The sequence below is a fragment of the Rhizobium sp. K102 genome (assembly GCF_022385315.1).
In the GTDB taxonomy this organism is placed as follows: domain Bacteria; phylum Pseudomonadota; class Alphaproteobacteria; order Rhizobiales; family Rhizobiaceae; genus Rhizobium; species Rhizobium croatiense.
This window is the reverse complement of sequence record NZ_CP092436.1, coordinates 3,148,900-3,164,098: the sequence shown is the minus strand read 5'-3', so window position 1 is coordinate 3,164,098 and position 15,199 is coordinate 3,148,900. Positions and strand designations below refer to the sequence as shown.

Below are 15,199 nucleotides of genomic sequence, written 5' to 3'. Positions count from 1 at the left end.
ATATTCGCCAAAAGCTGTGGCGCAGAATTCCCTCCCGCGCCGTCGCGCCAAATACAGAGATACCCATGACATCCCAGCAGACCGACAGCGCGCTCAAACAGCGTCTCGATTTCATCGAACTGGACGAGGCGTCGCGCAAGTCGATGCGGGAGCTGCGCCCTGTGATTGCCGAGCTGATCGGCGGCGCCCTCGATAAATTCTACGCCAAGATCGCCAGGACTCCCGCTGTCTCGAGCTTCTTTACGGACAAGAGCCATGTCGGCCATGCCAAGAAGCGGCAGCAGGATCATTGGGCCAATCTTGCAGGCGGTACGTTTGACGAAAGCTATGTCGAAGGCGTGACTGCCGTCGGCCGCACGCATGCCCGCATCGGGCTGGAGCCGCGCTGGTATATCGGCGGCTATGCGATTGTCATGTCCGAGCTCGTCAAGGGCATCATGGAGAAGCAGTGGCCTTCGGTTTTCGCGCGCCAGCAGGGCAAGCAGCTGGCCGAGAAGCTGTCCGCCGTCATCAAATCGGGCATGCTCGACATGGATTATTCCATCTCGGTCTATCTCGAGACGCTGGAAGCCAAGCGCCGCGCGTTGGAAGAGCAGCGCGCCAAGGCGCAATCCGACCAGGCCATCGCGCTGGAGCAGCTGCGCCGCGGCCTGGAGGCACTGTCGAACGGCGATCTCGAAGCCACTCTGCCCTCCGACCTACCGGGTGATTTCAGGCAGATGGCCGAGGATTACAACCGCGCCGTCAGCGCTCTTCGCCAATCCTTCGCATCCGTGCGCGACACGTCGGGCCAGATCATGAGCGGCGCTGACGTCATTTCCAATGCGACCAACGACCTGGCGCTGCGCACCGCCCAGCAGGCAGCCGGCGTCGAGGAAAGCTCGGCGGCCCTGCAACAGCTTTCCGTCAGCGTCGGCCAGACCGCCGCCAATGCCGAGAAGGCTTCCGGCGCGGTGCGTGAGACACAGCAGAAGGCGAAGAATTCAGGGGAACTCGTCACCAGCGCCGTCTCGGCGATGGCCGGCATCGAAAAATCCTCGACCGAAATCTCCAAGATCATCGGCGTCATCGACGAGATCGCCTTCCAGACCAATCTTCTGGCGCTGAACGCCGGCGTCGAAGCGGCGCGCGCCGGTGATGCCGGCAAGGGTTTTGCCGTCGTCGCCCAGGAAGTCCGCCAGCTCGCCCAGCGCACGGCTGAAGCCGCCAAGGAGATCAAGAACCTGATCTCGCAGAGCTCGACCCAGGTCAATCAAGGTGTGGGCATCGTCTCCAGCACCGGCGAGGCGCTGAACGACATGATCAGCCGCATCGACATCATCAACCGCTTCGTCGCCGATATTGCCGCCGCCGCCCGCGATCAGGCGACCGGCGTCAACGAGGTCAGCGTGGCGATCCGCAGCATGGGCGAAATCACCCAGCAGAATTCCGGCATGGTCGAGCGCACCTCGGCGGAAACCCGCCGCCTTACCGATGAGGTGGGGAAGCTGATCGAGCTGCTGCAGCACTTCCGCGCCCGGCCGGAAGGCCGCGCCGTCACGGCTGCCCGCCGTGCGGCTTGACGCGAATATGGCAAAATTCCGGGCGGGGACGCAAAAAAGCGTCTTCCCCGCTCGGCGGATAATTCCATAGTGAGAAAAGATGGGTTATGGGAACGCCCATGACCATCAAGCCACTCATCATTCTTCCCGATCCCATTCTCCGCCAGCTGTCCCAGCCGATCGAGCGGGTGGACGCCGACCTGCAACGCCTTGCCGACGACATGCTTGAAACCATGTATGACGCGCCGGGCATCGGCCTTGCTGCCATCCAGATCGGCGTGCCGCGCCGCATGCTGGTGATCGATGTGTCGCGCGAGGGCGAAGAAAAGCAGCCGCAGGTCTTCATCAACCCCGAGATCGTCAAATCCTCCGACGAACGCTCGGTCTATGAGGAAGGCTGCCTGTCGATTCCCGATTATTATGCTGAGGTCGAGCGCCCGGCTGTCGTCTCGGTCAAATATCTCGACCGCAACGGCAAGGAACAGATGGTGGAAGCCGACGGCCTGCTCGCCACCTGCCTGCAGCACGAGATCGACCATCTGAACGGCGTGCTGTTCATCGATTATATCTCGCGGCTGAAGCGGGAAATGGTGATCAAGAAGTTCACCAAGGCGGCGAAATCCAAGGCGCTCTGAGCGTTGCGTTGAAAAATGCGCCAGCGAGGCACTATGATATCACCGATATCATGATGGAGGTGCTGCATGGGTCATTTTCTGATCAGAAATATCTCCGAAGCAATGAAACGAGACATTGCGGAAGCGGCTCAGCAGAGCGGAAACAGTCTTTCCGACGAGGCCAAGGAGCTTTTGCGGGAGGTGCTTCAAAGAAAAAACGCAGCAAAACCCGAAACCGGCTCGGCCTATGCAACGATACGCGCCGCTTTCGAAAGAGAAGATGCAGTAGACGACGAATTCGCTGCGATCATGGAAGAAATCGAGGCCGCGCGTAAAAAGGACTTTGGCCGGCCGTTCGAGGATCTTGAATGATCGTACTTGATACGAATGTGGTTTCCGAATTCGCCCGGTCGTTGCCGAATGAAAACGTGAAAGCCTGGATGTTGCGGCAGGACAGCGCGAGAATCTGGCTGTGCACCGTCGGCTTGATGGAGCAGATTTATGCAGCCGAAAGAGTTCTCCTGAAGACGGGATCGGATCGCTTCTTTCGTGCCATCGAGAATTTGGTGAAAGGCCAATTCCGTGAGCGTATCGTTGGTTGGGATTTGCAAGCGGCCATGGCAACCGGCCGCCTGAGGGCGAAGCGCGAAAGCATAGGGCGGCCGATTTCGGTCCAGGACGCAATGATCGCCGCCATCTGCCTTGCAAACGGCGCCACGCTCGCCACCCGCAACACCCGAGATTTCGAGGGGCTTGATCTCAAGCTCGTAAACCCGTTTGAAGACGGTTGATCCTCAATTGGCGAGATAGAATGTCTCTTAGCATCATTTTCATGGGAACGCCGGAGTTCTCGGTTCCGACCCTGCGCCTGCTCGTCGATGCCGGCCACAGGATCGTCGCCGTCTATACGCAGCCGCCGCGGCCGGGCGGCCGGCGCGGGCTCGATCTGCAGAAATCGCCGGTGCATCAGGCGGCCGAGCTGCTCGGTCTCCCGGTCTTCACGCCGGTCAATTTCAAGGATGCGGAGGAGCGCGAGAGGTTTGCCGCGTTCAAGGCCGATGTCGCCGTCGTCGTCGCCTACGGGCTGCTGCTGCCGGAGGCGGTTTTGAACGGCACCCGCGACGGCTGCTATAACGGCCACGCCTCGCTGTTGCCACGCTGGCGGGGTGCTGCGCCCATCCAGCGGGCGATCATGGCCGGCGATGAAAAGACCGGCATGATGGTGATGAAAATGGACAAGGGTCTCGATACCGGCGCCGTCGCCCTGACCCGCGAGGTCGAGATCGGCCCGAACATGACGGCTGGCGAACTGCACGACCGGCTGATGCAGGTCGGCGCCAAGGCGATGGCGGAGGCCATGGTGAAGTTGGAGATGAACGACCTGCCGCTGACGCCGCAGCGGCAAGACGGCGTGCTTTATGCCGCCAAGATCGACAAGGCCGAGTCGCGCATCGATTTCGCCAGGGAGGCGCGGGATGTGCACAACCATATCCGCGGCCTGGCGCCGTTTCCTGGTGCCTGGTTCGAAGTCGAAATCGGCGGCAGGCCGGAGCGGGTGAAGGTGCTTGGCTCGGAGCTGGCTGAGGGGCAGAGCGCTGCCGGGCAGCTGCTGACCGACGACCTTGTCGTCGCTTGTGCTTCCGGCGCAGTGCGGTTGACCAGGCTGCAGAAGGCAGGCGGCAAGCCGCTTGCCACGGCGGATTTCCTCCGCGGTACGCCGCTTGCCGCCGGCACGAGGCTTTCCTGATGCCGCGTTTCCGCATGACCGTCGAATATGACGGCGGCCCCTATGTCGGCTGGCAGCGGCAGGAGAACGGTCCTTCGGTGCAGGGTGCGGTCGAAGCTGCGGTGCTGTCGCTGACCGGCGAGACCGTTTCGGTCCGCGGCGCCGGCCGCACCGATTCCGGCGTCCACGCCATGGGACAGGTAATCCATGCCGATCTTTCGAAGAAATGGTCGCCCTATCAGCTGCAGAATGCGCTGAACGCGCATCTGAGGCTTGCCGGCGAGCGCGTCTCCATTCTCGACGTCGAGGCGGTTCCCGACTTCTTCGATGCCCGCTTCTCGGCGCTCAGGCGCCATTATCTCTACCGTATCGTCAGCCGCCGGGCGCCGCTGGCGCTCGACGCCGGCAAGGCCTGGTGGGTGCCGAAGACACTCGACCACGAGGTCATGCACGCCGCCGCCCAGCGGCTGGTCGGTAGGCACGATTTCTCCACTTTCCGCTCCGCCCATTGCCAGGCAAACAGCCCGGTGCGCACGCTCGACCGGCTCGATGTGACGCGCAGCGGCGCGCTGATTGAGATCCGCGCCACCGCGCAGAGCTTCCTCCACAACCAGATCCGTTCCTTCGCCGGCACGCTGAAGCTCGCCGGCGAGGGCAAGTGGACGCCCGACGATGTCGAGGCGGCACTCGAAGCGCGCAACCGCAAGGCCTGCGGTCCGGTGGCGCCGCCCGACGGGCTCTATTTCCTGCAGGTGGATTATCCCGAGGTGATCACCGACCGCCGCAGGCCGGTCACTGACACCGATGACGGTGACGATCTGTCCTAAAGCCTCCGCGAGGCTGCTCAGACGGGATAGATGCCGAGGAAGTGCTGCAGATATTCCGAAAGAATCATCGACGGCACCAGCAGCACCAGCGTCAGCGCTCCGACCATCAGCGCGTGATCATGGCAGATCATCCTGAGGATGCGCGCCAGCGCGAAGACCTGCGCCAGCATGAAGGCGAGCAGCAACAGCGAGACGAGGCCGACCGTGCCGGGCAGGAAGAACACCAGCGCCAGCAGCAGGCCGTTGATATAGGAGAGCGGCACGCCGAGCCAATTGACGCTGACGACGACGGGGGCAAAGCGCTCGCCCATGCGAAAGGCCAGCAGCAGCAGCCCGGCAAAGACCAGCGGCACGAACCAGTTGGCGACCTCGACGAGGCCGAGCCTGACAAAAAAGGCAAAATTGACATCGGCTTCCGGCGGCAGCGACCGCAGGAAGGCCTGTCGCCACCAGAGCCAGGAAATGCCCATCGGCGGCAGGCACCAGGCCATCGCCCAGAACGAGCGGTTGACGCCACGCTCCGACAGATCGAGGAAGCGGAAGCCGCGCGGATCCATCCGGATCAGCAGCCACAGGCCGGCCAGATAATACTGGACTTCCTTAAGACCCGGCATGGGCGAACCAGCGGTCGATGAAAGTCTCGTAGATCGCCGTCAGCGTCTCCAGATCGGCAACGGCGACACGTTCGTCGACCATGTGCATCGTCTGACCGACCAGGCCGAACTCGACGACCGGGCAATAGTCCTTGATGAAGCGGGCATCCGACGTGCCGCCGGTGGTCGAAAGCGCTGGCGACCGGCCGGTGACGCTTTCGACGGCCGAAGATAGCGAGGCGATCAAAGCATTGTTGCGGGTGAGGAAGACGTGGCTCGGCCGGTCGGCCCAGACGATATCGTATTTCACCGGCTCCCGGCCCGGACGCAGCTGGCCGTTGCCGGCGGCGGCATCGAGCCGCCGCAGGATTTCCGCACGCAACGTGTCGACGGTCCAGCTGTCGTTGAAGCGGATGTTGAAGCTTGCCGATGCCTTTGCCGGAATGACGTTCGTGGCAGGATTGCCGACATCGACGGTCGTCACTTCGAGGTTCGACGGCTGGAAATCATCGGTACCGCCGTCGAAAGGCGGATCCATCAGCGCCTGCGTCAGCTGGACGATGCCGCGCACCGGATTGTCGGCAAGATGCGGATAGGCGGCATGGCCCTGCACGCCGTGCACGGTGATCCTGCCCGATAGCGAGCCGCGACGGCCGATCTTGATCATGTCGCCGAGCCTGTCGGGATTTGTCGGTTCGCCGACCAGGCAGGCGTCCCAGCGCTGGCCGCGCTCCGTGGCCCATTGCAGCAGCTTGACGGTGCCGTTGATCGCCGGGCCTTCTTCGTCGCCGGTGATCAGCAAGGAAATCGAGCCGGCCGGCGCGCCGTTCTTCTCGATATGGCGGGCGACGGCGGCGACGAAACAGGCAATGCCACCCTTCATGTCGACGGCGCCGCGGCCGAAGAGCTCGCCCTTTGATATCTCGGCGGCAAAGGGCGGGTGCGTCCAGGCGGCTTCGTCGCCGACCGGCACGACATCCGTGTGACCGGCAAACATCAGATGCGGGCCGTCGCCGCCGAGGCGGGCATAGAGGTTCTCGATATCGGCTGTGCCCTCTTCGCGTGCCGTCACCTTGTCGACCGTAAAGCCGAGCGGCGCGAGCATGGCGTCGAGCGCCGTGAGCGCGCCGCCTTCGGCGGGCGTCACGGACGGGCAGCGAATCAGCGTCTGGAGATTGGCGACGGGGTCGGTAGCGGTCATGGCGTCGAACTATCCGGCGGGAATGGCAAAGACATGGCAAGGCGGAGCCGCCTCGCGTAAAAAGACGCCGTCTGTTTAACGGATCAATGTGCCGGTGTCATCAATCTCTGAGCAGCTCGTTGATGCCGGTCTTGGAGCGGGTCTGTTCGTCGACGCGCTTGACGATGACGGCGCAGTAGAGATGCGGCGCCGGCTGGCCGTTTGCCATCGTCGCATTGGCCGAGGCCATCGAACCGGCGACGACGACGGAATAGGGCGGCACTTCGCCGTACGTGACCTCACCGGTGGCGCGGTCGACGATCTTGGTCGACTTGCCGATATAGACGCCCATGCCGAGCACGGAACCTTCACGGATGATGCAGCCCTCGACCACTTCGGAGCGGGCGCCGATGAAGCAATTGTCCTCGATGATCGTCGGGCCGGCCTGCATCGGCTCCAGCACGCCGCCGATGCCGACGCCGCCGGAGAGATGCACATGTTTGCCGATCTGTGCGCAGGAGCCGACCGTCGCCCAGGTATCGACCATCGTGCCCTCGCCGACATAGGCGCCGAGATTGACGAAGGAGGGCATCAGGATGGCGTTCGGCGCGATATAGGCCGAGCGGCGCACGACGCAGTTGGGAACGGCGCGGAAGCCCGCGGCGCGGAACTGGTTCTCGCCCCAGTTTTCGAATTTCGAGGGAACCTTATCCCACCAGGTGGAATTGCCCGAGCCGCCCTTGACCACCTCCATGTCGTTGAGGCGGAAGGACAGGAGCACCGCCTTCTTGAGCCACTGATTGACCGTCCAAATGCCGTCGGTGCCGCGTTCGGCCACGCGGACCTTGCCGCCGTCAAGCAGATCGAGCGCCGCGTCCACCGCATCGCGGACCTCGCCCTTCGTCGACATGTTCACATTGTCGCGATTGTCGAAGGCGGTTTCGATGGTTTTTTCGAGGGATGCGAGGTCGGTGGCGCTCATGAGAATTCCTTAAACTTCGATCTCTATCGTGGGAGACGCCGAAGTCTCCTGAAATGCGATCGGTGTGGGTATATCCTGCTCTATAGCATGCACCCCGTAGAACGGAATGATTTTTCCGACAAGATCATATCTGGTTTCAAGGCGTTATAGCGACATATCCGGCAGTTGATGCTGCCAATACTGAAAGGCATTTCGACATGGCGAAGGGACGAAACGGCGGTTCTAGGCGCAAGGATGGCGTATGGGACCCGCTGAAAAGCAGTTCGACCGACAGGCAGCGGGCGCAGGCCGTGCCGAAGACGCCGCAGACGATGTCGCCTGCCTATCGCCTTGCCTATGTCGACGAGGATTTCCTTTGCCGCGAGGAGCTGCGGCCGATCCGCCTGCAGCTGGAACTGCTGAAGACCGAGATGATGCTGACGGAACGCGGCATCCGCTCGACCGTCGTCATGTTCGGCGGCGCCCGCATTCCCGCCCCCGGCCAGAGCGCCTGGGCGGCGCGCAACGACATCCAGCGCGTCAATCTGGAGGCGGCGTCCGTCTATTATGACGAGGCCCGCAAATTCGCCCGGCTCTGCTCGAAATATTCGGCCAGCTTCGATTTCCAGGAATATGTCATTGTCACCGGCGGCGGTCCCGGCGTCATGGAGGCGGGCAATCGCGGCGCGGCCGACGAGGGCGCACCCTCGATCGGCCTCAACATCGTGCTGCCGCATGAGCAGGCGCCGAACGCCTATGTGACGCCGGAGCTCAGCTTCAACTTCCACTATTTCGCCATTCGCAAAATGCATTTCATGGTGCGCGCCAAGGCGATCGCGGTCTTTCCGGGTGGGTTCGGAACGCTCGACGAATTCTTCGAATGCCTAACGCTGATCCAGACAGGCCGCATGGAGCGGCTGCCGCTGATCCTGTTCGGCGAGGCTTTCTGGCGAAGCATCATCAATTTCGAGGCATTGGCCGAATTCGGCACGATTGCGCCTGATGACGTCAAGCTGATCAGTTTCGTCGACACGGCCGACGCCGCATGGAAGATCGTCCAGGACTTCTACGAGCACTAATGCATGTCGCCCGGAAGTGTGCCGCGGTTCCGGGATAACGACATGCATAAAATGAAAAAGTTAAAGAGCGTCGCATGAATCTGGTTTCATCCGACGCCCTTTAACATGGCTCTTTCCCTGCCGGAGCGGGAAAAGCGGGGGCAATGGTTCGTCCAGGCTTACAGGAGCGGCCGGTCCGGCATGTCATCGATCGAGATGACGCCGTCCTTGTTGCGGTCCATGCGGGTGAACAGCTTGTCGAAGGCGGCGACCGCTTCCTGTTTGGAAATCTGACCGTTCTCGTCGGTGTCGACCCGGCGCATCATCATCGAGGCGCGCATGAAGGTGCCGCCATGGCGCATCCAGCGATGGCCGTCATGCCCGTCGCGGGGCGGCCGCCCGGCCTCGTTATCCGGCATGTCGGGCGCCGCGTTCGCGTCCCTTTCGCCGCCGGCCTCCTGCTTGTGCTGATCCTTCATCGCCTGCAGCTGGGTCTGCCGGTACTGGCGGATTTCCCCTGGAGTCAGCGAGCCGTCATTGTTGGTGTCGATCGCGGCGAAGATCTTGTCGAGGCCGCTGGTCGCTTCCTCCTTGGAGACCTTGCCATCCTTGTTCGCGTCGAACTCTTTGAGCATGCGGACATAGGTGATTTCGAGGAAGGCGTCGCGGCCCGGACCGTCCATGCCGGCATGATGCGGACGCGGCCCGTTGCCGGGTGCGGCAAAGCTTGCCCCGGCGGCTCCGCCGAAAATGAGGACGGAGGAGAGCGCTGCCACTATCAGCTTGTTGCGGTACATCGTGTTTCCCTTTCGTAAGGCGTCCCTTGACGAAAGAGGCTATGGCAGCGGGCCAGAAAGACCCAGTTAAACATCGGTAAGCTGGGTGAAACTTTGGTAAGATGACTGGCGTCTAGCCGGCGGATCTGGTCACCTTGCCGAGAAATGCAGCAAGGTCGTCGGTGACGAAATCGATGTGATCCTCGTCGCCGCTCGTCCTTTCCCACCACTCGACGACCGTCTCTTCCAGATTGCGCGGCACGAGCAGCACGGTCTGCATGCCGAGCGCCTTCGGCACCGTCAGATTGCGCGGCAGATCCTCGAACATCGCCGCCTTGCCGGTGTCGACGCGCTTCAGCGCCGCAAACTTGTCATAGGTCGCCTGCGCCGGTTTGGGCACGTAATCGGCGGCGACGATGTCGAAGATATCGTCGAAATGCTCGAGGATGCCGAGCGCTCCTGCCGTCATCTCGGCGTGCTTGACGCTGCCGTTGGTGAAGATGAATTTGCGCCCCGGCAGCGCCTTGATCGCCTGCCCGAGTTCCGGCTGCGGCGTAAGCGCCGAATAGTCGATGGCATGCGCTTTTTCGAGGAAGTCGTTCGGATCGATGCCGTGATGAATCATCAGGCCCTGCAGCGTCGTGCCGTGCTCGAGATAATATTGCTTCTGCAGCTTGCGCGCCTCTTCCCGCTCCATTTGTAAGAGCGCGGCGACATAGGCGGTCATGTTCCTGTCGATCTGAGCGAAGAGATTGACATGATGCGGATAGAGCGTGTTGTCGAGGTCGAAAACCCAGTCGGTAACGTGGTCGAAATCGGCTTTGTCGGGGGTGCGGTCGATCTTTGTCATGGCGGTCTTATGGCATGGCTGCCGTGGGAAACCAAAGGGCTTTTGATCGAGTCGCCGCTTTCCCGTCGCCTTCTTAAAAATGCCGCCAGATTTTCACAACTTTAAAGAGATTCTGGCTGAATATCGCCATTGATCGCTGGTGACTTTCTGCCCTGCGTCAGACAGGGGGACCCGAAAGGGTAAAGTCGCATGAAGATCGTTCTGATCAATCCGCCGCATACCGCGATCGGCAGCCGTATTCCCGATGATCACCTTCCACCGCTCGGCCTTCTCTCGGTCGCAGGCCCGCTGATCGATGACGGTCATGATGTCAGCCTCGTCGATGCAGAGTTCGGACCAATGACGATTGCGGAAATCATCGACCAGATCACGGCAAACGGCCCTGATCTGGTGCTGATCGGCCATTCCGGCTCGACTTCGGCCCATCCTACTGCCCGCGCGATCGCCGAAGCGGTCAAGCGCAGCGATTCCGCCATCCGCATTGTCTATGGCGGCGTGTTTCCCACTTACCATTGGCGAGAGGTGCTGGCCGAGACCGAGGCATTCGACATTCTCGTGCGAGGGGAGGGCGAGGAAACGATGCGGCGCCTCGCCGCTGTCCTGGCCGCCAAACGTCCGCTTGATGCCATTGCCGGCATCGCCTATCGCGACAGCCGCGGCGAAGTCCAGGCAAGCCAGCCGGCGCAGGCGATCGCCGATCTCGATGCCTATCGCATCGGCTGGGAACTGATCGACCATGCCAGCTACAGCTATTGGGGTGGCAAGCGGGCGGTCGTTATGCAGTTCTCGCGTGGCTGTCCGCATCTGTGCAATTATTGCGGCCAGCGCGGCTTCTGGACTCGATGGCGCCACCGCTCGCCGGAACTGTTTGCCCGCGAGATCGCCAGGCTTTATCGCGAACAGGGAGTCGAACTCATCAATCTTGCCGATGAGAACCCGACCTCGTCGCGCAAGGCCTGGCTGGCGTTCCTCGAAGCGATGATCGCCGAGAATGTGCCGGTGCAGATCGTCGGCTCGACGCGCGCGGATGATATCGTCCGTGACGCCGATATCCTGCATCTCTATCGCAAGGCCGGCATCGTGCGCTGGCTGCTCGGAATGGAAAACACCGATGAGGCAACCCTGGCGCTGATCAAGAAGGGCGGAGCCAAAACAACCGACAGGGAGGCGATCCGGCTCCTGCGCCAGCACGATATCCTCTCGATGGCGACCTGGGTCGTCGGTTTCGAAGAGGAAAAGCTCAGCGATCTCTGGCGCGGCTTCCGGCAATTGCTCTCCTACGATCCCGACCAGATCCAGGCGCTCTACGTCACCCCGCATCGCTGGACACCCTTCTTCCGTATCGCCCGCGACCGGCAGGTGATCGAGACCGATATCCGCAAATGGGATTACAAACATCAGGTCTTGAAGATGCGGCACCTCCACCCGTTCGTGTTGGTCGCCTGCGTCAAGCTCATCGAGGTTGCGGTCCAGGCGCGGCCGAAGGCGCTGATGCGCATCCTCTTCCATCGCGACCACGAGCAGCGCCATTCCATGCGCTGGTACACCCAGATGGGCCGCCGCGTCTGGTTTCATGAGGTTCTCGAATTTCTTTTCCGCTGCCGCCACCTGAAGAATGGCCCGACGCTCGAGAATTTCTGGGGCGCGCCGCAGGATGCCGAAGAGGAGTCGATGCTGCGCCCGCAGCGGCATATCAAAAGCCTCGACGCGGCGGAATAAAATAGACGCCCGATTTTCGGCGGACGCAGCCGGTGCGGGATGCTAGAAAGCGGACATGCTGTTCGAACGCCCCGACGACGATACGCTCTATGACGCCCTGATCGCGCGCAGTGCCGATTATGAGGGTCAGGCCTATGTCTGCGTGAAAACGACTGGCGTCTTCTGCCGTCTGACCTGCCCGGCTCGCAAGCCGAAGCGGGAAAACACCCTGTTCTTCGAGACGATCGCCGCCTGCATGCATTCCGGCTTTCGCCCCTGCCGGCGCTGCAAGCCGCTGGAGCAGCCGGGCCGGGAGCCGATCGTCGACGCCTTGCTGGCCCGGCTCGAGGACGAGCCGGAGGTCCGCTGGAGCGAAGACGAGCTCGTGCGCCGCGGCCATGATCCCTCGACCGTGCGCCGCGCCTTCAAGCGGGCGCTCGGCATGACCTTCCACGATATCGTCCGTTACCGCCGGCTCGGCGAGGCGGCCAGACAGCTCGCCGCCGGAGCGCGCGTCATCGATGCGCAGATCGACGCCGGCTATGAGTTCTCCGAGCGGCTTTCGCTCGGCTTTCCAGCGGCTCGTCGGCAAGGCGCCGGCACTTTCGCAGAACCGCGAACTGCTCTTTGCCGGTTGGTTCGACACGCCGCTCGGGCCGATGATCGCGGTTGCCGACAAGACGCATCTGCATCTTCTCGAATTTCACGATCGCAAGGCGCTGCCGGCCGAGCTCGAAGCGCTGCAGAAACGCGTCCGCTCCTCGGTCGCGATCGGCCGCACCCCTGTCATCGATCAGATCGAGGCGGAGATCCGGGATTATTGCGAGGGCCGGCTCAGCGTCTTCAGGACGCCGTTGGCGCTGGGCGGCACGCCCTTCGAAAAACATGTCTGGGCAAAGCTGATGGAGATTCCGATCGGTCAGACGCGCGCCTATGGCGATCTCGCCAGGGAGATGCAAAGGCCGGAGGTGGTGCGCGCCGTCGGCCGCGCCAATGGCGCCAACCAGCTGGCCATCATCGTGCCCTGCCATCGTGTCCTCGGCTCGGACGGGTCGCTGACCGGCTACGGCGGCGGGCTCTGGCGCAAGCAATGGCTGCTGCGCCATGAAGAGAAGATCCGCACGCAAGCAAAGACGGAGGAGACAGCATGAACCAGACTGAAAAGGCCAGAGCATTTGGCGCGCTTCACCAGAAGGGTAATCCGATCGTCCTCTACAACATCTGGGATGCCGGCACGGCGAAGGCGGTGGCGGAAGCCGGCGCCAAGGCGCTCGCGACGGGAAGCTGGTCAGTCGCCGCAGCCAACGGGTATGCCGATGGCGAGAAGTTGCCGATGTCGGTGCTTGTCGAGACGGCGAAATCCATCGCCGATTTTGTCGACCTCCCGTTTTCGGTCGATTTCGAAGGCGCCTATTCGGCGGAGCCCGAGGGGGCGGCGGCCAACGTCGCCAGGCTGGTCGAGGTCGGCGCCGTCGGCATCAATTTCGAAGATCGGGTCGTTGCCGGCGAGGGGCTCTACCCCGTCGAGAGCCAGGCGGCCCGCATCCGCGCCATTCGCGCCATGGCCGACGGCAAGGACATCCCCTTCTTCATCAACGCCCGCACCGACCTCTTCCTGGCCGAGAGCGATCTTGCAAAACATGCCGATCTGGTGGACGAGGCGATCGAGCGGGGCAGGGCCTATGCGGCCGCCGGCGGCAACGGCTTCTTCGTGCCCGGCCTGATCGATCCGGATCTGATCGAAAAGATCTGCGCGGCATCGTCGCTGCCGGTCAATGTCATGATGCGAGCGGGCGCCCCCGATGTGAAAACGCTGGCACGGCTCGGCGTCGGCCGCATCAGCTATGGGCCAGGGCCTTACCGGTCGATGATGGAAAAGCTGAAACAGGAGGCGGCGGCGATTTACAGCCTGCTCTGAGATGTTTGCGGGCCGCATTCGCATGAAAGGCTGCGGCCCGAAAATGACATCCCGTTCGCTCAGGACCGGAAGCGCAGATTGCGCCGCGTCAGCTGGTCGACCGAGGTGCAGCCCATCAGCTTCATGCCGCGTTCGATCTCGGTGCGCATCGTCTCCAGCGCCCGTTCGACGCCGGGCTGTCCGGCCGCGGCAAGCGGGAAGAGATAGTAGCGGCCGAGGCCGACAGCCTTCGCCCCCAGCGACAGCGCTTTAAGAACATGCGTTCCCCGCTGCACGCCGCCATCCATCATCACGTCGATCCGGTCGCCCACGGCGTCGACGATCTCGGCGAGCTGATCGAATGCGCTGCGCGAGCCGTCGAGCTGGCGCCCGCCGTGATTGGACAGCACGATGCCGGTGCAGCCGATTTCGACCGCGCGTTTGGCGTCTTCGACCGACATGATACCCTTCAGGCAGAATTGACCGCCCCAGGCGCGTACCATCTCCGCCACGTCGTCCCACGACATAGAGGGGTCGAGCATCTCGGTGAAGTAGCGGCTGATCGACAGCGCGCCACCATCCATCTTGACGTGGTTTTCCAGTTGCGGCAGCCGGAAGCGCTCATGCGTCAACCAGTCGATCGCCCAGGAGGGCTTGATGGCGAACTGGGTCATGCCGGCAAGATTGAGCTTGAAGGGAATGGCAAAACCGGTGCGCTTGTCGCGCTCGCGGTTGCCGCCGGTAATGCTGTCGACCGTCAGCATCATTGCCTGCACGCCGGCATTTTTCGCCCGCGCCATCATCTCGTGGTTGAGACCGCGGTCCTTGTGGAAGTAGAACTGATAGACCTGCGGTCCGGCGCTGATCTGCCGGGCTTCCTCCAGGCTGATCGTGCCGAGCGAGGAGACGCCGAACATCGTGCCGTGTTTGGCTGCCGCCGCCGCGACCGCCCGCTCCCCCTGATGGTGAAACAGCCGCTGCAGCGCCGTCGGCGAACAATAGACCGGCATCGCCAGCTTCTGCCCCATGACGGTCACCGACATATCGATGTCGGCCACCCCGCGCAAAACGTTGGGCACCAGGTCGCAAGCCTCGAAGGCCGCGGTATTGCGACGATACGTTACCTCGTCATCGGCCGCACCGTCGATATAATCGAAGATCGGCCCGGGAAGCCGTCGTTTGGCCATGCGCCGGAAATCGTGAAAATTATAGCAGTCTGTAAGGCGCATCTGTTTGCTCGACCCGTTAAGTTTTCGGGCCGCAACCTAAAGCACGATTCGAAACCTTGCCAAGGCTTGATCGTGCAATTTGCGACCTGTTGGATACGATATCGCTGCTTGGGTGGGTCTGCAGGCGGACGATGATCTGCGGCGGCCTCCGACGTGTCTCATGCAGAGGCTGTGCCGTCTCACCCCGGCGGCGCCTCGGCGCGGCATTCTCCGACCTCCCTCATCCTGAGGTGCGTAGCCCACAGGGCG

15 protein-coding genes and 1 pseudogene are annotated in these 15,199 nt (G+C 62.5%); 10 read left to right on the top strand and 6 right to left on the bottom strand.

The genetic code is table 11. From position 1 onward, the window contains the following. Positions 1-65 precede the first annotated feature (65 nt). The 6 genes from MHI61_RS21635 to truA all read left to right on the top strand — a co-directional run bounded on the left by MHI61_RS21635 (position 66) and on the right by truA (position 4,708). The gene (locus tag MHI61_RS21635; RefSeq protein WP_239790465.1) at positions 66-1,562 is read left to right on the top strand and encodes a globin-coupled sensor protein; all 1,497 of its coding nucleotides are present in this window, start codon (positions 66-68) and stop codon (positions 1,560-1,562) included. 98 nt (positions 1,563-1,660) lie between these two features. Next, positions 1,661-2,176 (top strand): peptide deformylase, encoded by a 516-nt coding sequence (gene def / locus MHI61_RS21630; RefSeq protein ID WP_097606966.1) that lies wholly within the window; start codon positions 1,661-1,663, stop codon positions 2,174-2,176. 66 nt (positions 2,177-2,242) lie between these two features. Continuing rightward, positions 2,243-2,527, top strand: a complete 285-nt coding sequence (locus MHI61_RS21625) for a plasmid stabilization protein (RefSeq protein ID WP_239790464.1) — start codon at positions 2,243-2,245, stop codon at positions 2,525-2,527. Beyond that, a complete protein-coding gene (locus MHI61_RS21620) occupies positions 2,524-2,946 on the top strand; it encodes a type II toxin-antitoxin system VapC family toxin (RefSeq protein ID WP_239790463.1) in 423 nt (140 codons plus the stop codon). The genes MHI61_RS21625 and MHI61_RS21620 overlap by 4 nt, the downstream gene beginning before the upstream one ends. A gap of 20 nt (positions 2,947-2,966) precedes the next feature. Further along, positions 2,967-3,902, top strand: coding sequence for a methionyl-tRNA formyltransferase (gene fmt, locus MHI61_RS21615; RefSeq protein ID WP_239790462.1), 936 nt, complete (start codon positions 2,967-2,969; stop codon positions 3,900-3,902). Then, complete coding sequence (gene truA / locus MHI61_RS21610) at positions 3,902-4,708, top strand: tRNA pseudouridine(38-40) synthase TruA (RefSeq protein ID WP_239790461.1); 807 nt, start codon at positions 3,902-3,904, stop codon at positions 4,706-4,708. Before fmt ends, truA begins: the two co-directional genes overlap by 1 nt. 17 nt (positions 4,709-4,725) lie before the next feature. Here the strand turns inward: truA and MHI61_RS21605 are convergent, their stop codons facing one another. The 3 genes from MHI61_RS21605 to dapD form a co-directional block, all read right to left on the bottom strand. Then, entirely contained in the window at positions 4,726-5,322 is a 597-nt protein-coding gene (locus MHI61_RS21605) for a hypothetical protein (RefSeq protein ID WP_097579544.1), read from the bottom strand. Beyond that, positions 5,309-6,502, bottom strand: a complete 1,194-nt coding sequence (gene dapE, locus MHI61_RS21600) for a succinyl-diaminopimelate desuccinylase (protein ID WP_239790460.1) — start codon at positions 6,500-6,502, stop codon at positions 5,309-5,311. The genes MHI61_RS21605 and dapE overlap by 14 nt, the downstream gene beginning before the upstream one ends. A gap of 100 nt (positions 6,503-6,602) precedes the next feature. After that, a complete protein-coding gene (gene dapD, locus MHI61_RS21595) occupies positions 6,603-7,463 on the bottom strand; it encodes a 2,3,4,5-tetrahydropyridine-2,6-dicarboxylate N-succinyltransferase (RefSeq protein WP_239790459.1) in 861 nt (286 codons plus the stop codon). A 197-nt stretch (positions 7,464-7,660) separates the two neighbouring features. Here dapD and MHI61_RS21590 point away from each other — a divergent pair, with 197 nt between their 5' ends. Next, positions 7,661-8,521: an LOG family protein gene (locus MHI61_RS21590; RefSeq protein WP_010031366.1), complete on the top strand. Its 861-nt coding sequence runs from the start codon at positions 7,661-7,663 to the stop codon at positions 8,519-8,521. Between the two features lie 158 nt (positions 8,522-8,679). On the opposite strand, the gene MHI61_RS21585 is transcribed toward MHI61_RS21590, so the two are convergent. Together MHI61_RS21585 and MHI61_RS21580 are read right to left on the bottom strand one after the other, a co-directional pair. Beyond that, positions 8,680-9,297 carry an EF-hand domain-containing protein gene (locus tag MHI61_RS21585; protein ID WP_239790458.1) on the bottom strand — a complete coding sequence of 206 codons (618 nt, stop codon included), beginning with the start codon at positions 9,295-9,297 and terminating at the stop codon, positions 8,680-8,682. A gap of 112 nt (positions 9,298-9,409) precedes the next feature. Further along, positions 9,410-10,126 (bottom strand): pyrimidine 5'-nucleotidase, encoded by a 717-nt coding sequence (locus tag MHI61_RS21580; RefSeq protein ID WP_239790457.1) that lies wholly within the window; start codon positions 10,124-10,126, stop codon positions 9,410-9,412. Positions 10,127-10,315: 189 nt separating this feature from the next. Here MHI61_RS21580 and bchE point away from each other — a divergent pair, with 189 nt between their 5' ends. From bchE to MHI61_RS21565, 3 genes and pseudogenes are all read left to right on the top strand, one after another. Then, positions 10,316-11,845 (top strand): magnesium-protoporphyrin IX monomethyl ester anaerobic oxidative cyclase, encoded by a 1,530-nt coding sequence (gene bchE, locus MHI61_RS21575; RefSeq protein WP_239790456.1) that lies wholly within the window; start codon positions 10,316-10,318, stop codon positions 11,843-11,845. 55 nt (positions 11,846-11,900) lie between these two features. Continuing rightward, positions 11,901-12,975: pseudogene (locus MHI61_RS21570) on the top strand (trifunctional transcriptional activator/DNA repair protein Ada/methylated-DNA--[protein]-cysteine S-methyltransferase). Further along, positions 12,972-13,742 (top strand): isocitrate lyase/phosphoenolpyruvate mutase family protein, encoded by a 771-nt coding sequence (locus MHI61_RS21565; protein ID WP_239790455.1) that lies wholly within the window; start codon positions 12,972-12,974, stop codon positions 13,740-13,742. Before MHI61_RS21570 ends, MHI61_RS21565 begins: the two are co-directional and overlap by 4 nt. Before the next feature lie 59 nt (positions 13,743-13,801). Here the strand turns inward: MHI61_RS21565 and MHI61_RS21560 are convergent, their stop codons facing one another. Next, entirely contained in the window at positions 13,802-14,950 is a 1,149-nt protein-coding gene (locus MHI61_RS21560; RefSeq protein ID WP_239790454.1) for an alpha-hydroxy acid oxidase, read from the bottom strand. Positions 14,951-15,199: the final 249 nt, after the last annotated feature.